The 19,280-nt window shown below is 70.4% G+C and carries 14 protein-coding genes; 9 read left to right on the top strand and 5 right to left on the bottom strand.

All coding sequences use genetic code 11. The features are described from left to right. Positions 1-7: 7 nt before the first annotated feature. From ACZ7MF_RS30785 to ACZ7MF_RS30810, 6 genes are all read left to right on the top strand, one after another. Entirely contained in the window at positions 8-1,069 is a 1,062-nt protein-coding gene (locus ACZ7MF_RS30785; RefSeq protein WP_471481543.1) for a carbohydrate ABC transporter permease, read from the top strand. Continuing rightward, entirely contained in the window at positions 1,066-1,974 is a 909-nt protein-coding gene (locus ACZ7MF_RS30790; RefSeq protein ID WP_471481544.1) for a carbohydrate ABC transporter permease, read from the top strand. Before ACZ7MF_RS30785 ends, ACZ7MF_RS30790 begins: the two co-directional genes overlap by 4 nt. A 232-nt stretch (positions 1,975-2,206) precedes the next feature. Next, positions 2,207-3,418: an ROK family transcriptional regulator gene (locus ACZ7MF_RS30795; protein WP_127892578.1), complete on the top strand. Its 1,212-nt coding sequence runs from the start codon at positions 2,207-2,209 to the stop codon at positions 3,416-3,418. Between the two features lie 133 nt (positions 3,419-3,551). Next, positions 3,552-4,655 (top strand): ABC transporter substrate-binding protein, encoded by a 1,104-nt coding sequence (locus tag ACZ7MF_RS30800; protein ID WP_003972913.1) that lies wholly within the window; start codon positions 3,552-3,554, stop codon positions 4,653-4,655. Positions 4,656-4,814: 159 nt separating this feature from the next. Then, the gene (locus ACZ7MF_RS30805; protein ID WP_003972912.1) at positions 4,815-5,606 is read left to right on the top strand and encodes an ATP-binding cassette domain-containing protein; all 792 of its coding nucleotides are present in this window, start codon (positions 4,815-4,817) and stop codon (positions 5,604-5,606) included. Further along, a complete protein-coding gene (locus ACZ7MF_RS30810; RefSeq protein WP_003972911.1) occupies positions 5,603-6,895 on the top strand; it encodes a sugar ABC transporter permease in 1,293 nt (430 codons plus the stop codon). Before ACZ7MF_RS30805 ends, ACZ7MF_RS30810 begins: the two co-directional genes overlap by 4 nt. Before the next feature lie 98 nt (positions 6,896-6,993). Here ACZ7MF_RS30810 and ACZ7MF_RS30815 read toward each other — a convergent pair whose 3' ends face one another. Further along, the gene (locus tag ACZ7MF_RS30815) at positions 6,994-8,517 is read right to left on the bottom strand and encodes a glycosyl hydrolase family 18 protein (RefSeq protein WP_471481545.1); all 1,524 of its coding nucleotides are present in this window, start codon (positions 8,515-8,517) and stop codon (positions 6,994-6,996) included. A gap of 394 nt (positions 8,518-8,911) precedes the next feature. Between ACZ7MF_RS30815 and dxs the strand changes: the two genes are divergently transcribed. Together dxs and ACZ7MF_RS30825 are read left to right on the top strand one after the other, a co-directional pair. Then, positions 8,912-10,840, top strand: coding sequence for a 1-deoxy-D-xylulose-5-phosphate synthase (gene dxs, locus ACZ7MF_RS30820; RefSeq protein ID WP_471481546.1), 1,929 nt, complete (start codon positions 8,912-8,914; stop codon positions 10,838-10,840). A gap of 167 nt (positions 10,841-11,007) precedes the next feature. Beyond that, entirely contained in the window at positions 11,008-12,510 is a 1,503-nt protein-coding gene (locus ACZ7MF_RS30825) for an amino acid permease (protein WP_471481547.1), read from the top strand. Between the two features lie 73 nt (positions 12,511-12,583). Here ACZ7MF_RS30825 and ACZ7MF_RS30830 read toward each other — a convergent pair whose 3' ends face one another. After that, complete coding sequence (locus ACZ7MF_RS30830) at positions 12,584-12,958, bottom strand: PIN domain-containing protein (RefSeq protein ID WP_471481548.1); 375 nt, start codon at positions 12,956-12,958, stop codon at positions 12,584-12,586. Between the two features lie 110 nt (positions 12,959-13,068). Here ACZ7MF_RS30830 and ACZ7MF_RS30835 point away from each other — a divergent pair, with 110 nt between their 5' ends. Next, complete coding sequence (locus ACZ7MF_RS30835; protein ID WP_471481549.1) at positions 13,069-14,094, top strand: DUF8189 domain-containing protein; 1,026 nt, start codon at positions 13,069-13,071, stop codon at positions 14,092-14,094. 188 nt (positions 14,095-14,282) lie between these two features. On the opposite strand, the gene ACZ7MF_RS30840 is transcribed toward ACZ7MF_RS30835, so the two are convergent. The 3 genes from ACZ7MF_RS30840 to ACZ7MF_RS30850 all read right to left on the bottom strand — a co-directional run bounded on the left by ACZ7MF_RS30840 (position 14,283) and on the right by ACZ7MF_RS30850 (position 19,154). After that, entirely contained in the window at positions 14,283-16,412 is a 2,130-nt protein-coding gene (locus ACZ7MF_RS30840) for a 3-hydroxyacyl-CoA dehydrogenase NAD-binding domain-containing protein (RefSeq protein ID WP_471481550.1), read from the bottom strand. Continuing rightward, positions 16,409-17,626: a thiolase family protein gene (locus ACZ7MF_RS30845; RefSeq protein ID WP_471481551.1), complete on the bottom strand. Its 1,218-nt coding sequence runs from the start codon at positions 17,624-17,626 to the stop codon at positions 16,409-16,411. Before ACZ7MF_RS30845 ends, ACZ7MF_RS30840 begins: the two co-directional genes overlap by 4 nt. Before the next feature lie 241 nt (positions 17,627-17,867). Further along, positions 17,868-19,154 carry an HRDC domain-containing protein gene (locus tag ACZ7MF_RS30850; protein WP_471481552.1) on the bottom strand — a complete coding sequence of 429 codons (1,287 nt, stop codon included), beginning with the start codon at positions 19,152-19,154 and terminating at the stop codon, positions 17,868-17,870. Between the last annotated feature and the right edge of the window lie 126 nt (positions 19,155-19,280).

A 19,280-nucleotide genomic window follows, 5' to 3' on the forward strand; every position in this document is an offset into this window, starting at 1 on the left:
TACAGGGATGAAAGACAACACCACCACCTCCGACGCCGCGAGCCGCCGGCCCGAGCCGGCCGCTCGCGGCGGGCGGCCACGGCGCCGCAGGCTCACCTTCGACCGGGTGACGTTCTTCCTCGCGTTCCTCGGTGTCCCGCTGGCCATCTTCGTGATCTTCGTTCTGATCCCGTTCGGCCAGGCGATCTTCTGGGGGATGACCGACTGGCGCGGCTTCAGCCCGGACTACAACTTCGTCGGCTTCGACAACTTCACGAAGATGTTCCAGGACGACATCTTCCTGAAGGCGTTGCGCAACGTCGCACTCCTCGCGGCCTTCGTGCCGCTGGTGACGCTGACGCTGGCCCTCGGGGTCGCCGTCGCCATCACCCTGGGCGGGCCCAGCAAGGGCCCCGTCCGAGGGATCCGGGGAGCGTCGTTCTACCGGATCATCTCGTTCTTCCCCTACGTCGTGCCGGCGATCATCGTCGGTCTGATCTGGGCGCAGATGTACGACCCGAACGCCGGCCTGCTCAACGGCGTCCTCACCGGCCTCGGCCTCGACCAGTTCGAGGCGTTCGCGTGGCTGGGCGAGAAGGCGGCCGCGATGCCGGCCGTGATGTTCGTCATCATCTGGGGGCTCGTCGGGTTCTACGCGGTGCTCTTCATCGCCGCGATCAAGGGCGTTCCCGGCGAGCTGTACGAGGCGGCGAAGATCGACGGGGCCGGCCGGTTCCGCACCACGATCTCGATCACCCTGCCGGCGATCCGGGACAGCGTGCAGACCGCGTACATCTACCTGGGCATCGCCGCCCTCGACGCGTTCGTCTACGTCCAGGCGATGGTGCCGAACGGCGGCCCGGACAACTCGACCCTGACGATCAGCCAGCGTCTGTTCAACGTCGCTTTCGCCAAGCAGCAGTTCGGCTACGCCACCGCGATGGGCGTCGTCCTCGCCGCCGTCACCCTGGTGTTCGCGGCGCTGGTGTTCCTCGTCAACCGCCTCACGGGCGGCGGCGAGGGCGAGAGCAAGAGGAAAGCACCTGGGTCCAGGGCTCGGCGTGCCGCTGCCAAGGGAGGTGCCAGGTGAGCGTCATCACCGCCGACCGGAAGCCGGCCAGCGACCCGAAACCGGCGAGCGACCGCAAGCTGACGAGGGCCGCCGCGAGCAGCGACCGCAGATTCGCGGCGATCTCGCACGCCCTGCTGATCCTGTGGTCCGTGATCGTGATCGTGCCCATGCTGTGGGTGCTGATGTCGTCGTTCAAATCGACCGGCGAGATCCTTTCGTCGCCGTTCTCGCTGCCGGATCACTGGCGCTTCGAGAACTACGCGAACGCGTGGACCGACGCGAACATCGGGAAGTACTTCCTGAATTCCGTGATCGTCGTGGTCTCGGCACTGATCCTGGTGATGCTGCTCGGCGCGATGTGCGCCTACGTTCTCGCCCGGTTCGAGTTCCCCGGACGCCGGCTGATCTACTACGTGATGCTCGCCGGCCTGACTTTCCCGGTTTTTCTGGCGATCGTTCCGCTCTTCTTCCAGTTGCAGAACTTCGGGCTGCTGAACACACGTCCCGGACTGATCCTCACCTACGTCGCATTCGCGCTGCCGTTCACGATGTTCTTCCTCTATTCGTTCTTCCGGTCGCTGCCGCACGACGTGTACGAGGCCGCGCTGATCGACGGTGCCGGGGACTGGCGGGCGTTCTTCCAGGTGATGCTGCCGATGGCCCGTCCGGGCATGGCGGCGGTGGCGATCTTCAACTTCTTGGGCCTGTGGAACCAGTTCCTGCTGCCGGTGGCGCTCAACACCGACCAGGACAAGTGGGTCCTCACTCAAGGCATGGCCGCCTACGCGTCCTCGCAGGTCTACGACATCGACTACGGTGCGCTGTTCGCGGCGATCGTGATCACGGTGGTGCCCGTACTGCTCGTGTACTGCGTCTTCCAGCGGCGGATCGCCGGTTCGGTGTCGCAGGGCACCTTCCGCTGACGCCCACCGCCGCCTCACCGTCGTACGCAGGGGTCCGTCCCCGGAGAGACAGCTCTCCGGGGACGGACCCCTGCGGCGTACCACCGGCAGCCGACCGTGGACACGGCCTGGAACCGATTTCTTTCAAGGGCTTGACGCCACTGGGCGATCCAGCGGAGTTTGGGGTTCATAACTTGTACAAGGTCCGCATCGCACCGGGCGACGCGGACCCAGGGGATGAGGGTGAGAGTCAATGGAGACTCCCGGGTCGCAGTCGTCGCTGCACCGCGCCAACCTGGAACGCGTCGTACGGGCGGTACGGCTCGCCGGTTCGCTCACGCAGGCGGAGATCGCGAGGACGACGGGGCTGTCCGCGGCCACGGTCTCGAACATCGTCCGGGAACTGAAGGACGGCGGGACCGTCGAGGTCACGCCCACCTCGGCGGGCGGCCGCCGGGCCCGCAGCGTCTCGCTGAGCGGGGACGCCGGCATCGTCATCGGCGTGGACTTCGGCCACACCCACCTGCGCGTCGCCATCGGCAACCTCGCCCACCAGGTGCTCGCCGAGGAGTCCGAGCCGCTGGACGTCGACGCCTCCTCGGACCAGGGCTTCGACCGGGCGGAACAGCTGGTCAGCCGGCTGATCGCGGCCACCGGCGTGGACCGGGCCAAGATCGCCGGGGTGGGCCTGGGCGTGCCGGGCCCGATCGACGTGGAGTCCGGGACGCTGGGCTCGACCGCCATCCTGCCCGGCTGGGGCGGCACCCGGCCCGCCGAGGAGCTGCGGGGGCGGCTCGGCGTCCCGGTGCACGTGGACAACGACGCCAACCTCGGCGCCCTGGGCGAGCTGGTCTGGGGCAGCGGCCGGGGGGTGCGGGACCTGGCGTACATCAAGGTCGCCAGCGGTGTCGGCGCCGGGCTGGTGATCAACGGGAAAATCTATCGAGGGCCCGGCGGCACAGCGGGTGAAATCGGGCATATCACCCTGGATGAGGCCGGTCCCGTCTGCCGGTGCGGAAACCGGGGTTGCCTGGAGACCTTCGCCGCAGCACGCTATGTGCTTCCGCTCCTCCAGCCCAGCCACGGCACCGATCTGACGATGGAGGGCGTCGTGCGGCTGGCGCGGGACGGTGACCCTGGCTGCCGTCGGGTGATCGCCGACGTCGGCCGCCACATCGGCAGTGGAGTCGCCAACCTCTGCAACCTGCTCAACCCGAGCCGCGTCGTCCTCGGCGGCGATCTCGCCGAGGCCGGCGAGCTGGTGCTCGGGCCGATAAGAGAGTCCGTCGGGCGTTACGCCATCCCCAGCGCGGCGCGGCAACTCTCCGTGCTCCCCGGGGCCCTTGGCGGCCGTGCGGAGGTGCTCGGAGCCCTCGCCCTCGCCCTCAGCGAGATGGGTGATTCGACGCTCTTGGACGGGTCTGCGACCGGCGCTCTGCCGGCGGCCACGCCTGCCTTCACTTAGAGCACGGATGGCACCGTTGTCATCTCGTTAAGGATTTACTTCTTGACGTCGCACGTGCGGCCGAGTTGACTTCCAGCCACCTCGGCCGCAACGACGCGGCCTCGTCAGGGAGGTTTGTGAAGTGAACACGCGTATGCGTCGTGCCGCCGTTGCCGTTGCCACCACCGCGATGGCCGTCTCGCTCGCCGCCTGTGGCAGCGCCAAGGAGTCCGACGGCGGCAGCGACTCGTCCGACTCGGCGGCGAAGAAGGGCGACGACATCAAGGTCGGTCTGCTCCTTCCCGAGAACCAGACCGCGCGGTACGAGAAGTTCGACAAGCCCATGATCGAGAAGAAGGTCAAGGAGCTCACGAACAACAAGGGCGAGGTCGTCTACGCCAACGCCAAGCAGGACGCCAGCCTGCAGAACCAGCAGGTCGACACGATGGTCACCAACAAGGTCGACGTGATGATCATCGACGCGGTGGACTACAAGGCCATCGCGGGCTCGGTGAAGAAGGCCCACGACGCCGGGATCAAGGTCGTCGCCTTCGACCGCCTGGCCGAGGGTCCGATCGACGCCTACACCTCGTTCGACAACGTCACCGTCGGCAAGACGCAGGGCGAGGCGCTCCTGAAGGCGCTGGGCGACAAGGCCAAGGACAGCCAGATCGTCATGATGAACGGGTCCTCCACCGACCCGAACGCCGCCCAGTTCAAGGAGGGCGCCCACTCCGTCCTCGACGGCAAGGTGAAGATCGGCCGCGAGTACGACACCAAGGAGTGGAAGCCGGAGAACGCCAACGCCAACATGGAAGCGGCGATCTCCGCGCTCGGCAAGGACAAGATCGACGGCGTCTACTCCGCCAACGACGGCATGGCGGGCGGTTCCATCACCGCCCTGAAGAGGGCCGGCATCGCGGACATCCCGGTCACCGGCCAGGACGCCGAACTCGCGGGTGTGCAGCGCATCGTCACCGGTGAGCAGTACATGAGCGTCTTCAAGTCCTACCCGAAGGAGGCCGAGACCGCGGCCGAGATGGCCGTCGCGCTGGCGAAGGGCGAGTCGCTCGACTCCATCGCCAACGACAAGGTCGACAGCGCCACCACCAAGGGCGTCCCCGCGGTCATCGTCCCGGTCGTCTCGCTGACCAAGGACAACATCAAGGAGACCGTCATCAAGGACGGCTTCTACACGATCGACGAGATCTGCACGGACAAGTACAAGGCCGCCTGCGACAAGATCGGCCTCAAGTAAGCGGACCCGCGTCCCGAGCCGGCTGAGCCGCCCGGGACCGGCCGCCCCAGCTCCTCCGGCGCCCCGCACTCATCAGCCCCGCAAGCTACGCGGGGCGCCGGACGGAACACCCCCCAATCACTTCTGCACAACCTCCCGCCGGGTCAGGCGGCGAAGGAGATGGTTCACGTGTCCGCTACGCCCGTGCTGGCGTTGCGCGGGGTCTCCAAGCGATTCGGTGCCGTCCAGGCGCTCACCGACGTAGAGCTTGAGGTCCACGCCGGTGAGGTGGTCGCCCTGGTGGGCGACAACGGCGCCGGAAAGTCCACGCTGGTCAAGACGATCGCCGGCGTGCACCCCATCGATGAGGGCGCCATCGAGTGGGACGGCAGGTCCGTCTCGATCAACAGGCCGCACGACGCCCAGAGCCTCGGCATCGCGACCGTCTACCAGGACCTCGCGCTGTGCGACAACATCGACGTCGTCGGCAACCTCTACCTGGGCCGGGAGATCCGCAGGCGCGGCGTCCTGGACGAGGTGGAGATGGAGCGCCGCTCCCGCGAGCTCCTCGACACGCTGTCCATCCGCATACCGAGCGTCCGCATCCCGATCGCCTCGCTCTCCGGCGGTCAGCGCCAGGTGGTGGCGATCGCCCGGTCCATGCTCGGCGAGCCCAAGCTGGTCATCCTCGACGAGCCCACCGCCGCCCTCGGCGTCGAGCAGACCGCGCAGGTCCTCGACCTCGTGGAGCGGCTGCGCGAGCGCGGTCACGCCGTCATCCTCATCAGCCACAACATGGCTGACGTCAAGGCGGTCGCCGACAAGGTCGCCGTCCTGCGCCTCGGGCGCAACAACGGCGTCTTCGAGGTCAAGTCGACCTCGCAGGAAGAGATCATCTCCGCCATCACGGGCGCCACGGAGAACGCCGTGACCCGTCGTGCGGCGCGCACCAATGGGGAGATCAAGAAGTGAGCATCGACAAGACCTCCACCCCCGCCGAGGACCACGCGGTGGAGAACCCCGCCGCGGCCGCCGGCGCCGCCGCCGCGGTCGACCCGCGGCTGCTGGTGCGCGAGCAGGGCTTCGCGGGCTACCTGAGCGAGTTCAAGCGGAAGATGAAGGCCGGTGACCTCGGGTCCATCCCGGTCGTCGTCGGACTGCTGATCATCTGGGCCATCTTCACCAGCCTGAACTCCAACTTCCTCACCGCCGGCAACTTCTCCGACATGTCGGTCGCCATGGTCGGCACCGGCATGATCGCCGTCGGTATCGTCTTCGTCCTGCTGCTCGGCGAGATCGACCTGTCGGTCGGCTCGGTCAGCGGTGTCGCGGGCGCCACCTTCGCGGTGCTGAGCGTCACGCACGGGATGAACGAGTGGCTCGCCCTGCTGCTGTCCGTCCTCACCGGCACCGTGGCCGGTGCCATCCACGGCTTCGTCTTCGCCCGCATCGGCGTGCCGGCCTTCGCCGTGACGCTGGCCGGACTGCTGTTCTGGCAGGGCTTCATGCTGCAGATCCTGGGCAGCAACGGCACGATCAACCTCGACTCCGAGGGCATCGTGGTCAAGATGACCAGCTACTACTTCAGCGACGTGGCCGCCGCCTACGGCCTGGCGGTCGTGGTGACCGCGGGGTACTTCCTCAGCGCGTTCTTCGACAGCCGGCGCCGCGAGGCCGCCGGGGTGCCCTCCCGGCCGCTGAACGAGATCATCGTGCGCACGGTGCTGCTGGCGATCCTGGCGTTCGTCGTGGCGATCGTCTTCAACCAGTACAAGGGCCTGCCGCTGGCCGTGGTGATCTTCCTGGCGTTCCTGCTGCTCACGGACTTCGTCCTGCGCCGCACCGCCTACGGTCGCAAGATCTTCGCCCTCGGTGGCAGCGTCGAGGCGTCCCGCCGCGCCGGCATCAACGTGGAGCTGATCCGGATCTCGGTCTTCGCGATCGCCGGCGGCTTCGCGGCGATCGGCGGCCTCTTCGTGGCCTCGAAGATCGCCGCCGCCAACCAGGGCGCGGGCACCGGTGAGTTCCTGATGAACGTCATCGCCGCGGCCGTGATCGGCGGCACGTCCCTCTTCGGCGGCCGCGGCCGCACCTGGGACGCGCTGCTCGGTGTGATGGTCATCGTCTCGATCCAGTACGGCCTCGCCCTGGAGGGCATCGCCTCGCCGGTCCAGTACATGATCACCGGTGGCGTGCTGCTGGCGACCGTCGTCATCGACGCGATCACCCGCAAGACGCAGAAGACGGCCGGCCGCGCGTAGCAAGCCGCCGCACGGCCGACGACGGTCCGCCCGCCCGCCCAGCTGAGCCCTGGGCCGGCGGGCGGACCGCTGTGTCGTGTCAGTACGCCCCGCTCACGTCAGCAGGCGCCGAGGTCCTGCCAGACGCCCCACTGGCCGGTGGTCCCGGGCTCCTCGCCGGTCGTCCACCACTTGGCCTTCCAGGTGTGCCCCTCGTGGGAGACCTGCTGCCCGCCGGTGTAGACCGCGCCCGAGCTCCACGGGGCGGCCGTGCACTGGCTGCCGTTGCCGCCGGTGACGGTCAGCGCGTACGTGGTGCTGTGGCTGCCGGACGGGCTGGTGCCCGTGACCGTGACGGAGTACGTGCCCGAGACGGCCCGGTCGGTGGTGGCGAGGGTGAGCGTCGACTGTCCGCCCGCCGTGACCGAGGCGGGGCTGAAGGACGCGGTGACGCCCGCCGGTACCCCGCTCGCCCTGAGCTGCACCGTCTCCGCCTGGCCCGACTTCACCGCGGTCTTCACGGTGGTGGTGGCCGAGGCGCCCGCGGTCACCGTGCCGGAGGCCGGGCCGGCGGAGAGGGAGAAGTCGTTCTCCGGGGCGGTGCTGCCGCTGGTGAAGGGCGCGAAGATGTGCGAGAAGTCCCAGGTGTTCTGCTGGATGCCGGAGCAGTTGTCGGCCGCGCCGCCGCCGGCGCAGCTCCCGTTGTCCCGCTGGAGCGCCCAGAAGGAGAGCGTGTTGATGCCCTGGTCCAGGGCCCAGTCGTAGACGGTGCGGGCGTTGTCCAGGGTGAAGGTCTCCGCCGGTCCGAAGTCGTCGACGCCGATCATCTCGATGACGCCGATCATGTGCCACAGCTCGGCGGAGGACTTGTCCGGGTGGAGCCGGGCCAGCACGTCGTGCAGGCCCTGGGTCGCCGTCCGGGTGTCCTGGGCCATGTCGTGGGGCTGGTTGTCGTAGTAGTCGAACGTCATGAGGTTCACGACGTCGACCTCGGTGCCGTTCGCCACGGCGTTCTCGAGCAGGGCGACGCCGTTGCTCGCCAGGCCGCGGGTGGTGGTGGGCAGGGTGTAGGAGATCTCGATGTCGCGGCCGTTGTCGGCGGCCCAGTCCTGGACCAGCTTGATGGCCTTGTTGCGGCGGTCGATGCCCGCGGTGTTGTCCAGCGCGTCGATCTCGATGTCCATGTCGAGCCGGGAGACGTCGTAGGTCGTGATGACCTTCTCGTAGGCCGCGGCGATCTGCTGGACGTCGGTGCAGCTGTCGGCGATCTCGGTGCCGGTGGTGTCGGCCGTGTAGCCGCCGAACGAGGGGATGACGTCGCCCCCGTTCGCCTGGATGGTGTCGAAGTCGGCGCCGAAGGTCGACTGCGCGATCGGCATCGACGTGTCGCCGTTCCAGTACGGCGTGCAGGAACCCGGGGTCGCCGTCTGGAGGAAGGCCATGGTGAGGTGCTTGGCACCCGACTGGGCGGCCAGCGCGGCCGGGCTCTCCCCGGTCCAGGCCTCGAAGTACGGCGCGAAGACCCGGTCCGGCAGCGGGGTCGCCGCCTGGGCCGCGCCGGTGCCGGACAGGGCGAGGCCCACCGCGGCCACGGTGGTGGCGGCCGCGGTGAGCGCCGCCCGGATGGAACGCATGCGTCTCATGTCAGTCCCGGTGTGTGTGGGGTGGAACGTCGATTCCCGTGCTGTGCTGGGGTGTTGCCGGGTACGGGGATATCGCCGGAGCGACGGGGGACGCAATGGTCTGGACCAGAATGGGACTAGACCAATTCGCCGGGCCTGACGTCCCCCGGCCTGCACACCGTGCGCCCCGCGGACTGGACCACCCGGGTAAAGGTGTCCCCAAGGCGGGTCCCGCCGCCCGCAAGGACGCCGGGCCGACGGGGAAACGCGGAGCGCCGGCCGGGAAGACGTAGAACGGCCCGCCCGTGGGTAAGGCCGAACGCGTGACGTACGACGCACCGCCCGGACACGTTCCGCCGGAGCGGAACATTAGACTCGACGAGCCCGGCAACAGCTCTACTGCAAGGAGGCACGGGTGCCGCTGCTGACCCGCATCACGGGACCGCGCGATCTGGACCGGCTCAGCCTGGAAGAGCTGACTCAGCTGGCCGAGGAGATCCGTACCTTCCTCGTCGACGCCGTCTCCAAGACCGGCGGCCACCTCGGCCCCAACCTCGGCGTGGTGGAACTCACCCTCGCCCTGCACCGGGTCTTCGAATCGCCGAAGGACAAGGTGCTCTGGGACACGGGCCACCAGTCCTACGTGCACAAGCTGCTCACCGGCCGCCAGGACTTCTCGAAGCTGAAGATGAAGGGCGGCCTGTCCGGCTACCCCTCGCAGGGCGAGTCCGAGCACGACGTCATCGAGAACAGCCACGCCTCCACGGTGCTCGGCTGGGCCGACGGCATCGCCAAGGCCAACCAGGTCCTTCAGCGCGACGACCACGTCGTCGCCGTCATCGGCGACGGAGCCCTGACCGGCGGCATGGCCTGGGAGGCGCTGAACAACATCGCCGCCGCCAAGGACCGCCCGCTCGTCATCGTCGTCAACGACAACGAGCGCTCCTACGCGCCCACCATCGGCGGCCTCGCCAACCACCTGGCGACCCTGCGCACCACCGACGGCTACGAGCGCTTCCTGGCCCGCACCAAGGAGGTCCTGGAGCGCACCCCGGTCGTCGGCCGCCCGCTCTACGACACCCTGCACGGCGCCAAGAAGGGCCTGAAGGACTTCATCGCCCCGCAGGGCATGTTCGAGGACCTCGGCCTCAAGTACGTCGGCCCCATCGACGGCCACGACCTCGAGGCCCTGGAGTCCGCCCTCACCCGCGCCAAGCGCTTCGGCGGCCCGGTGATCGTGCACTGCCTCACCGAGAAGGGCCGCGGCTACCAGCCCGCCCTCCAGGACGAGGCCGACCGCTTCCACGCCGTCGGTAAGATCCACCCCGACACCGGCCTGCCCATCTCCACCTCCGGCGCCGACTGGACCAGCGTCTTCGGCGACGAGATGCTCGAGCTCGGCAAGGAGCGCGAGGACGTCGTCGCCATCACCGCGGCCATGCTCCAGCCGGTCGGCCTCGACAAGTTCGCCAAGGCCTTCCCCGACCGCGTCTACGACGTCGGCATCGCCGAGCAGCACGGCGCGGTCTCCGCGGCCGGCCTCGCCCACGGCGGCGTCCACCCGGTCTTCGCCGTGTACGCCACCTTCCTCAACCGCGCCTTCGACCAGGTCCTGATGGACGTCGCCCTGCACAAGTGCGGCGTGACCTTCGTGCTGGACCGCGCCGGTGTCACCGGCACCGACGGCGCCTCCCACAACGGCATGTGGGACATGTCGATCCTCCAGGTCGTTCCCGGCCTCAGGCTCGCCGCCCCGCGCGACGCCGACCAGGTCCGCGCCCAGCTGCGCGAGGCCGTCGCGGTGGACGACGCGCCGACCGTGGTCCGCTTCTCCAAGGGCGCCGTCGGCCCCGCCGTCCCCGCCGTCGGCCGGGTCGGCGGCATGGACGTGCTGCGCGCCCCCGGCACCGACACGCCCGACGTGCTCCTGGTCTCGGTCGGCGCCCTCGCGCCGATGTGCCTGGAGATCGCCGACCTGCTGAACAAGCAGGGGATCTCCACCACCGTGGTCGACCCGCGCTGGGTCAAGCCCGTCGACGAGGCCATGGCGCCGCTCGCCGAGCGGCACCGCGTCGTCGTCACCGTCGAGGACAACTCCCGCGTCGGCGGTGTCGGCTCCGCCGTCGCCCAGGCCCTGCGCGACGCCGGCGTCGACGTACCGCTGCGCGACTTCGGCATCCCGCCGCGCTTCCTCGACCACGCCTCCCGCGCCGAGGTGCTGGCCGAGATCGGGCTCACCGCGCCCGACATCGCGCGCCAGGTCACCGGCCTGGTCGCCAAGCTGGACGGCAAGTACGACCGCGCGGGCGCCGAGGTGGACCAGGTGGAGGCCGCGCGCGACTGACACCGCGCACGCGGGAGCTCCGCAACTCCGCACTGGGCCGGATGGGCCGGTGCCGCCACTCGTTGCAGTGGTGGAACCGGCCCATCCGCGTGAAATCGCCCACGCCGGGGCATACGCAGTACGCCCCCTCTCGATCATGTCGAGGACGACAAGCGTGGGAGGTCCCCGTGAGCAACACCCTGTTCAGGACGAAGAAGATCGAGCAGTCCATCCGTGACACGGAGGAACCGGAGCACGCGCTCAGGAAATCCCTGTCGGCGCTGGACCTGACCGTCTTCGGTATCGGCGTCGTCATCGGCACCGGCATCTTCGTACTGACCGGCACCGTCGCCAAGGACAACGCCGGGCCCGCCACGGCCCTGGCGTTCGTCGTCGCCGGCGTCGTCTGCGCGCTCGCCGCGCTGTGCTACGCCGAGTTCGCCTCCACCGTCCCGGTGGCCGGCTCCGCGTACACCTTCTCCTACGCCTCGCTGGGCGAACTGCCCGCCTGGATCATCGGCTGGGACCTGGTCCTGGAGTTCGCGCTCGGCACGGCGGTGGTGGCCGTCGGCTGGTCGGGCTACATCCGCTCACTGATGGACAACGCGGGCTGGCACATGCCGGCGGAGCTGGGCGGGCGGGACGGCGCGGAGGGCTTCGGCTTCGACATCCTCGCCGCGGCCCTGGTGCTGGTGCTCACCGCCATCCTCGTCCTCGGCATGAAGCTGTCGGCGCGGATCACCTCGGTCGTCGTCGCCATCAAGGTGGCGGTCGTCCTCATCGTGATCATCGCGGGCGCCTTCTTCGTCAAGAGCGCCAACTACGACCCCTTCATCCCGAAGTCGCAGCCCGTCGAGGCGGGCGGGGGACTGCACTCGCCGCTGATCCAGCTGATGTTCGGCTGGGCGCCGTCCAACTTCGGGGTGATGGGCATCTTCACGGCCGCCTCGGTCGTCTTCTTCGCCTTCATCGGCTTCGACATCGTCGCCACCGCCGCCGAGGAGACCAGGAACCCGCAGCGCGACATGCCCCGCGGCATCCTCGGCTCCCTGGTCATCTGCACCCTGCTGTACGTCGGAGTCTCGATCGTCGTCACCGGCATGCAGCACTACACCAAGCTCTCCGTGGACGCCCCGCTCGCCGACGCGTTCAAGGCCACGGGCCATCCCTTCTTCTCCGGAGTGATCAGCTTCGGCGCGGCCGTCGGCCTGACCACGGTCTGCATGATCCTGCTCCTCGGCCAGACCCGCGTGTTCTTCGCGATGAGCCGCGACGGACTGCTGCCGCGCTTCTTCTCCCACGTCCACCCGAAGTTCCGCACCCCCTACCGGCCGACCATCCTGCTCGGCGTGATCATCGCGATCGTCGCCGGCTTCACCAGCCTCAGCGAGCTGGCCGAGCTGGTGAACATCGGCACGCTCTTCGCCTTCGTCATCGTCGCGATCAGCGTGATCATCCTGCGCCGGACCCGGCCCGACCTGCCCCGCGCCTTCCGCACCCCGCTGGTCCCGTTGCTGCCCATCGTGTCCGTGGCCGCCTCGCTGTGGCTGATGCTGAACCTGCCCGCGGAGACCTGGGTCCGCTTCGCCGTCTGGATGGCGATCGGCTTCGTCGTGTACTTCCTCTACGGCCGCACCCACAGCCGCCTGGCCCGCGGCGAGGAGTCACCGGCCGACCCGTCCGGCACATAGCCCCACCGCTCCGTCGCGCCGGGGCCCCGCACCGGCTCGGGTGCGGGGCCCCGGCCCGGTACGCGACCGCGTCTCACCCGGGCCGCACCGTCCGGGGCCCCGCCACCTGCGCGCCCAGCGCGGTGACCCGGCGGCGCAGTTCGCGGTCGGCCGTCACGACCAGGACGGGGCGGTCACCCGCCCGCGCCACCAGCTCGACCATGAGGTCGTCCCCGCTGCCGGGCGCGGACTCCACCCGTACGCCGGTCACGGACTCCACCCCGCGGGCCGCGCCCTCGACGACGAGCACGATGTCCAGCGGCCCGGCCCGCCCCGGCACCCCGTCCACCGCCAGCCGGTCCCGCAACCGCTCCGCAGCCCCGCGCCGGTCCCGCCACCAGCCGTCGGGCACCGAGCCGACGACGTTGGCGGCGTCTACGACGACGAGCAGGGGCGCGTGGTCTTCCATGCCGTCAGACTCCCACGCCCGCCCTCGCTCCGCCCTCGCCTCGCCTCCCCTCGCCGTCGACGGCCGTACCCGCTCGCCAAGGAACCGGCGCACCCGCTTAGAGTGAACCGGTGAACGGCGACTGGCTTCTCCTCGGCCGCGACGGCCGCCTCAGTGTGTACTTCCAGGCGGACGACGCCGCCCTGTGGCGTGCCGAGAGCGCACCCGGCGGGCGCTGGGAGACCCCGCGCCGGGCCGGCGGCGACAAGCCCCTGCGTCCGGGCGGCCTCGCGGTCGGGCAGGGCGCGGACGGTTACGCCCACCTGGTCGCCTGGCAGCCCACCGGTGCCGACCGCTCCGTCCTCGTGCACGCCACGCACTACCGGCCGCTGCTCGCACCCCTGGACTGGCAGCCGACCGGCCACCCCAACAAGCAGGGCGACCGCACCGGATCTCCCACCGTCGCGGTCGACGCGCAGGGACGCGCCCACGTCTTCGTCCGCAACGGTGGCGGCGGCATGAGCATGGTGGCCCAGCGGGAGAAGGGCGGCTGGGCTCCGTGGCGGGACCTGACGGGCAGCCGGGTCCAGGAGTCGCCCGTGGCCGTGACGACGCAGACCGGCCTGGTCGAGCTGTACGCGCCCGTGGAGAGCGGCATCCTGCACTGGAGTCAGGAGGGGCCGGGCACCCGTATGGAGCTGGGGGAGCGCCTCCACGCCGCGGTCCGCCCGGGCACCCTGCGCGCCCTGGCGACCTCCGCCGAGCACACCACGGTCTTCTTCACCGACGACGACACCGGTGAGCTGTGCACCTGGCGCCCCGGCGGGAAACCGGCCCCCCTGATGCCCGCCGCCGGCCCCGGCCCCGTGTCCGTCATCCGCACCGTCATAGACGGCTACGACTGCACGGTGGTCGCCCAGGGTGCGGCGGGCAGCGGCCGCGTCGCCTTCGCCGCGTACCCCTCGGAGACGGAAGAGGCCGGCGCGGCCTGGACCGAGTCGGGCCCCGCGCTGCCGGCCGACGCGACCGTGGCCCTGGCCCTGGACGCCGACGGCCGGCTGGTGGCGGCGACCCTGTCCCCGTCGACGGGACAGCTGCTGCTGACCCGGCGGAAGGACGAGGCGGGGCTGGCGCTGGAGGCGTGGGGGGCGTTCTGAGCGGACCGGCGGAACCGACGGGCGGAACCGAGGGACCAGAGCCACCCTCGGTGCGTCAGGAAGTCTTGCCGCCGGCGGGCGCATCCTCCTGACGTCACACGCTGCCGAGCGTCCTGCGCGGGCCCCCGCGGAAAGGCCGGTGCCCGCCACACCCAGAGGCGTAACGGGCACCGGAAGACTTGTTCGCGTTACGCCGGAACCGACGCCACCCCCGCCTCCAGGAACCGCTTCCCATTCACCCGTTCCGAGACGCCCTCGCGGTCCAGGTACGGCGTGATGCCGCCCAGGTGGAAGGGCCAGCCGGCGCCGGTGATCAGGCAGAGGTCGATGTCCTGGGCCTCGGCGACGACGCCCTCGTCGAGCATCAGGCCGATCTCCTGGGCCACCGCGTCGAGCACCCGGGCCCGCACCTGCTCCTCGGACAGGACGGTGTCGCCCTGCTTGAGGAGGGCGGCGACCTCCGGGTCCAGCTCCGGCTTCCCGCTGTCGTAGACGTAGAAGCCGCGCTTGCCCGCCTCGACGACCGCCTTGAGGTTCGGGGAGACCGTGAAGCGCTCGGGGAAGGCCCGGTTGAGGGTCTGAGAGACGTGCAGGCCGATGGCCGGGCCGACCAGTTCCAGGAGGACCAGCGGGGACATCGGCAGGCCGAGGGGCTCCACCGCCTTCTCCGCCACCGGGACCGGCGTGCCCTCGTCGATGACGTTCTGGATCTCGCCCATGAAGCGGGTCAGGATGCGGTTGACCACGAACGCCGGGGCGTCCTTGACCAGGACCGCGGTCTTCTTCAGCTTCTTGGCGACGCCGAACGCCGTGGCCAGCGAGGCCTCGTCGGTCTGCTCGCCGCGGACGATCTCCAGGAGGGGGAGGATCGCGACCGGGTTGAAGAAGTGGAAGCCGACGACCCGCTCGGGGTGCTTCAGCTTCGACGCCATCTCCGAGACGGAGAGCGAGGAGGTGTTCGTGGCCAGGATCGCGTGCGCCGGGGCGACCGCCTCGACCTCCGCGAACACCTTCTGCTTGACGCCCATCTCCTCGAAGACGGCCTCGATGACGAAGTCGGCGTCCGCGAAGCCCTCGGCCTTGTCCAGGACGCCGGTCACCAGGGCCTTGAGGCGGTTCGCCTTGTCCTGGTTGACCCGGCCCTTGCCGAGCAGCTTGTCGATCTCGGCGTGGACGTAGCCCACGCCCTTGTCGACGCGCTCCTGGTCGATGTCGGTGAGGACGACCGGGACCTCCAGGCGGCGCAGGAAGAGCAGCGCGAGCTGGGAGGCCATCAGGCCGGCGCCGACGACGCCCACCTTGGTGACCGGGCGGGCCAGCGACTTGTCCGGGGCACCCGCGGGGCGCTTGCCGCGCTTTTGGACCAGGTTGAAGGCGTAGATGCCGGAGCGCAGTTCGCCGCCCATGATGAGGTCGGCGAGGGCCTGGTCCTCGGCGTCGTAGCCCTGCTGGAGGTCGCCGTTCTTGGCGGCGGCGATGATGTCCAGGGCGCGGTAGGCGGCCGGGGCGGCGCCGTGCACCTTGCCGTCGGCGATGAACCGGCCGCGCGCGACCGCCTGGTCCCAGGCCTCGCCGCGGTCGATCAGCGGACGCTCGACGGTGATCTCGCCCTTGAGGACGGACGCCGTCCACAGCAGCGACTGCTCCAGGAAGTCCGCGCCCTCGAAGATCGCGTCCGCGATGCCGAGTTCGTGGACCTGCGCGCCCTTGAGCTGCTTGTTCTGGTTGAGGCTGTTCTCGATGATCACCGAGACGGCCTTGTCGGCGCCGATCAGGTTCGGCAGCAGCGTGCAGCCGCCCCAGCCGGGGACCAGGCCGAGGAAGACCTCGGGGAGCGAGAAGGCCGGGAGGGCCGCCGACACCGTGCGGTAGGTGCAGTGCAGGCCGATCTCCACGCCGCCGCCCATGGCCGCGCCGTTGTAGTACGCGAACGACGGCACCGCGAGGCTCGCCAGGCGCTTGAGGACGTCGTGGCCGCCCTTGCCGATGGCCAGCGCGTCCTCGTGCCGCTTGAGCAGCTCGACGCCCTTGAGGTCGGCGCCGACCGCGAAGATGAACGGCTTGCCGGTGACGCCGACGCCGACGATGTCGCCGTCCGCGGCCTCCTTCTCGACCTGGTCGAGCGCGGCGTCGATGTTCGCCAGCGACTGCGGGCCGAGCGTGGTCGGCTTGGTGTGGTCGTGGCCGTTGTCCAGGGTGATCAGGGCGAAGCGCCCGGCGCCCAGGGGCAGGTCGAAGTGGCGCACGTGCGCCTGCGTGACGACCTCGCCGGGGAACAGCTCGGCCGCACCCTTCAGCAGCTCTGCGGTGGTGCTCACTTGTCCCCCTCGAAGTGCGGGTTCTCCCAGATGACCGTCGCGCCCATGCCGAAGCCGACGCACATGGTGGTCAGGCCGTAGCGGACGTGCGGCTGCTCCTCGAACTGCCGGGCCAGCTGCGTCATCAGCCGGACGCCGGAGGAGGCCAGCGGGTGACCGAAGGCGATGGCGCCGCCGTACTGGTTGACGCGGGCGTCGTCGTCGGCGATGCCGTAGTGCTCCAGGAAGGCGAGGACCTGGACGGCGAAGGCCTCGTTGATCTCGAACAGGCCGATGTCGGAGATCGACAGGCCCGCCTGCGCGAGTGCCTTCTCCGTGGCCGGGATCGGTCCGTAGCCCATGACCTCCGGCTCGACGCCCGCGAACGAGTACGCGACCAGGCGCATCTTGACCGGCAGGTTGTTCTCGCGGGCGAAGTCCTCGCTCGCGATGAGGGAGGCGGTCGCGCCGTCGTTCAGACCGGCCGCGTTGCCCGCGGTGACCCGGCCGTGCACGCGGAACGGCGTCTTCAGGCCCGCCAGGTTCTCCAGCGTGGTGCCCGGACGCATCGGCTCGTCGGCGGTGACCAGGCCCCAGCCCGTCTCGCCCGCCTCTTCGTTGGTGCGGCGCACCGAGACCGGTACCAGGTCGGCCTGGATCTGGCCGTTGGCGTACGCCTTGGCGGCCTTCTCCTGCGAGCGCACCGCGTACTCGTCGGCGCGCTGCTTGGTGATGCCCGGGTAGCGGTCGTGCAGGTTCTCCGCGGTCATGCCCATGAACAGGGCGGACTCGTCGACCAGCTTCTCGCTGACGAACCGCGGGTTCGGGTCGACGCCCTCGCCCATCGGGTGGCGGCCCATGTGCTCGACGCCGCCCGCGATCGCGACGTCGTACGCGCCGAAGGCGACCGAGCCGGCCACCGAGGTGACGGCGGTCAGGGCGCCCGCGCACATGCGGTCGATCGAGTAGCCCGGGACCGAGGTGGGCAGGCCCGCCAGGATGCCGGCGGTGCGGCCGATGGTGAGGCCCTGGTCACCGATCTGCGTGGTCGCGGCGACGGCGACCTCGTCGATCTTCTTGGGGTCGAGACCCGGGTTGCGGCGCAGCAGCTCCCGGATCGCCTTCACGACCAGGTCGTCGGCGCGGGTCTCGTGGTAGACGCCCTTCGGGCCCGCCTTGCCGAACGGGGTGCGGACGCCGTCGACGAAGACGACGTCCCTGATGGTACGAGGCACGATGGCTCTCCTCCAGGGTGCGGGATGGCACTGCTGCGGCACGCATGCACTGAGCGCGCGCTCAGCCCCCATGCTACTTATGAGTAACGTAGCTGCCCAGTCCCCCCGGCCGGAGCGGCGAAGGTCACACCGCTCGTCACACCGCCGGAGCACCGACCGACCGGTTTGCGTGCCCGGTCACTCATCCCGGGATCTGGCCAAAACCCGCCGTCGACCCGCCGTCGATGAGCCGTCGTCCCCGCTACGCCGCCTCCCGGCCCAGCGCCGCCACCAGCACCGGTGTCACCTGCTCCACCTGCCAGGGCCGGGCCCCGTGTCCGGCCAGCGCCGCGCCCACGGACTCGGCGTCGACGGTCGCGGGCGGCTCCCAGCAGACCCGGCGCACCGTGTCGGGCGTGATCAGGTTCTCCTGGGGCATGCTCAGCCGCTCGGCCAGCGCCGTCACCGCCGCGCGTGCCGCGGTCAGCCGGGCCGCGGCGGCCGGGTCCTTGTCGGCCCAGGCCCGCGGCGGCGGGGGGCCGGTCACCGGCTGGCCGGGCTGCGGCAGCTGCGACTCGGACAGCGCCCTGGCCCGGTCGACCGACAGCTGCCACTGCTCCAGCTGCCGGCGGTTCACCCTGCCGAACCCGTTCAGCGCGGCCAGCGCGTGCGCGTTGGGCGGCAGCGCGAGGGCGGCCTCGACGATGGCCGCGTCCCCGAGCACCTTGCCGGGGGAGACGTCCCGGCGCTGCGCGATCCGGTCCCGGGCCTGCCACAGCTCCCGCACCACGGCGAGCTGGCGGCGCCTGCGTACCTTGTGCATGCCGGACGTACGGCGCCACGGGTCCTTGCGCGGCTCGGGCGGCGGGGCCGACGCGATCGCGTCGAACTCCTGCCGGGCCCACTCCAGCTTGCCCTGGCGGTCCAGTTCCTTCTCCAGGGCGTCCCGCAGGTCGACCAGCAGCTCGACGTCGAGCGCGGCGTAGCGCAGCCAGGGCTCGGGCAGCGGGCGCGTGGACCAGTCGACGGCCGAGTGGCCCTTCTCCAGGACGAAGCCCAGGACGTTCTCCACCATCGCGCCGAGGCCGACGCGCGGGAAGCCGGCGAGCCGTCCGGCCAGCTCGGTGTCGAAGATGCGGGTGGGCACCATCCCTATTTCGCGCAGGCACGGCAGGTCCTGGGTGGCCGCGTGCAGCACCCACTCCGCGTCGGTGATCGCCGTACCGAGACCGGAGAGGTCGGGACAGGCCACCGGGTCGATCAGCGCCGTCCCCGCGCCCGCACGGCGCAGCTGCACCAGGTACGCGCGCTGGCCGTAGCGGTAGCCGGAGGCGCGCTCGGCGTCGACGGCGACGGGGCCGCTCCCGGCGGCGAAGGCGGCGGTCACCTCGGCGAGGGCGTCCGCGTCGGCGATCACCGGCGGAATGCCCTCGCGTGGTTCCAGCAAAGGGATCGGCGCCTGACTCACAGAAGATCCGGCGTCGTCCGGAGGGGCGCCTCCGGTGGTTCGCAGTGGACGGTCTGCTGCGGTTTCGTGGGCGTCGGTCACCTGTCAAGGGTATCGGTGGATCGACGGAGCCCGCCGACGGAACGTTCCGTCGGCGGGCTCCGGGGGGTCGTAAACCAGTCAGGTCAGTGAAAGACGGGCGAAGAACGGGGATCGGGGATCGGGGAT

Source organism: Streptomyces sp. NPDC111628 (assembly GCF_055635195.1).